Source organism: Mesorhizobium sp. M7A.F.Ca.CA.001.08.2.1, assembly GCF_003998455.1.
GTDB lineage: Bacteria > Pseudomonadota > Alphaproteobacteria > Rhizobiales > Rhizobiaceae > Mesorhizobium > Mesorhizobium ciceri.
This window is the reverse complement of sequence record NZ_RZPW01001017.1, coordinates 1-1,791: the sequence shown is the minus strand read 5'-3', so window position 1 is coordinate 1,791 and position 1,791 is coordinate 1. Positions and strand designations below refer to the sequence as shown.

2 protein-coding genes are annotated in these 1,791 nt (G+C 60.1%); both read right to left on the bottom strand.

All coding sequences use genetic code 11. The annotated features are described in order from the left end of the window. Positions 1-181: 181 nt before the first annotated feature. On the bottom strand, positions 182-955 hold the full coding sequence (locus EN914_RS34205) for a PP2C family serine/threonine-protein phosphatase (protein WP_013525286.1): 774 nt from the start codon (positions 953-955) through the stop codon (positions 182-184). Between the two features lie 166 nt (positions 956-1,121). Further along, entirely contained in the window at positions 1,122-1,766 is a 645-nt protein-coding gene (locus EN914_RS34200) for a type VI secretion IcmF C-terminal domain-containing protein (RefSeq protein ID WP_348631961.1), read from the bottom strand. Positions 1,767-1,791 lie beyond the last annotated feature (25 nt).

Sequence of the window (1,791 nt, the reverse complement as noted above, 5' to 3'; positions counted from 1 at the left end):
GGCAAGACGATCTTGATCGCGACATGGTCACCGGTCTGGATATTATGACCACGGTAAACCTCGCCCATGCCACCGAATGCGATGCGTTCGTCGAGCTCGTAGATGCCGCTGAGTTGCGTGCCTACGACGGTGTTGGCCATGCCCCCCGATATGCGCGTCTTGTCGTCGGAGCCCATCAACCTCAGGCCTTCGCTCTATGCAGATATGGAGGAGGCAATTGGCCATCGCGCTCGTGTCCTATCTTTACGAGGACGATCGTGACGTTATCCGTTGCGCCGCGCGCCAGCACCATGTCGAGCAGGTTCTCGCAGGCTGCCTGAGGTGTCGCCGACACCGTCGCCGCCTCGATCTCGGCGTCGGTGACATGCGCCGTCAGACCATCCGTGCTCAACACAAAAATATCCCCCGGCATGATTTCTCCCTGCTGGAAATCGATGACAATCTCGTCGCTGACGCCGATCGCTTGCGTGATGACATTGCGGCGCGGCCACGTGCGTGCTTCGGCTGCGCTGATGATACCGCGGTCGATGAGCTCCTGAACTTCGGTGTGGTCTCTCGAGATCTGCGAGATCGAGGCGTTGCGGACAAGATAGACGCGGCTGTCACCCGCCCACAGGCAGGCAAACCGCCCGTCCATCGCCAGCAGGGCGGCAACGGTGGAACCGATGGTTATGCCGCGGGATTCAGATATGCCTCGGATCTCGGCATTGGCCCGGCCCAGCCTGTCCTCGAAGCGGGCGCGAAGATCGGGAGCTGAGCTCGCAATGCCGATTGTTGACAGATGATCGACGATACTGGCGGAAGCGACCTCTCCGGCGTCATGTCCACCCATTCCGTCGGCTACCACCCAGACGCCAGTTTGTGGCTCGACCAGATAGCTGTCTTCATTGAGCTCACGGACACAGCCTTTGTGGCTCACGCCGAAGCTCTCAACGGAAAGGGCGACAGTATTCAATTTGCCACCAAGCGCTTTTCAAGCGTCCTTCTGCGGCGCACCTTTGGACGCTCGCTGGCGCCACTTTGCCACAGGCTCGAACATTAAAGTATCGAAAACTAAGGAAAACCAGGCTTTGAACGCCGTGGTCAGCGGACCGACGCCATGTTCAGCAGATGAACCCTGTTCAAAACGCCTTGGGACAGCTGAATCCGGACAGGGCCGGGAGGAAGAAGGGGTTGGAGCCTGAGCCTGTCTGGAGAGCATAAGTAACGTCGCGTCCGCCGATCACGAAGCGCGCTTGCATGTTGCTGTCGTCGCCGGTGACGGCAGCCTTGTCCAGAAGTCGTTTCAGCGCCCAGGGCCCTTCGAACTTGATGGCGGATTCGCGGCCTGGCATCTCCGGCGTCAAGCTTAGGCTGGCGGACGCGGAAGCTGCCTCGCCCGGCCAGGTGACCGCGCTCGGCGCGTTGCCCGTCTGATTGCTCCAGACGATCTGGCCTTCGGCATCGAGTATCGCCGTATCGACATCGCCATTCAGTGAGAACGGTGTGAAAGTGATGCTGACCGAAGGCAACGAACCGCCCGATGGGAAGAAGGCGCTGCGGATTTCCGCCGCAAGCTGGAAGTCTTTCAGGGTCGATTTCGACAGGTCGCGTCCAAAGCGCGCATCCTGTTTCCAAGTCCAGTCCTGGCTGGTCATGTCGATCAGCGATGCTAGATTTTGTGCGAAGAACCGGTCCAGCAAGCCGCCAGGGGCGAACAATTTGGCGAAATCTGCCATCGCAACATCCTCGGTGGCGTCGCGGGCGAAGGGATAACGGCCGCTGATTGCGGCTTCACAAGGGGCGGTGTCC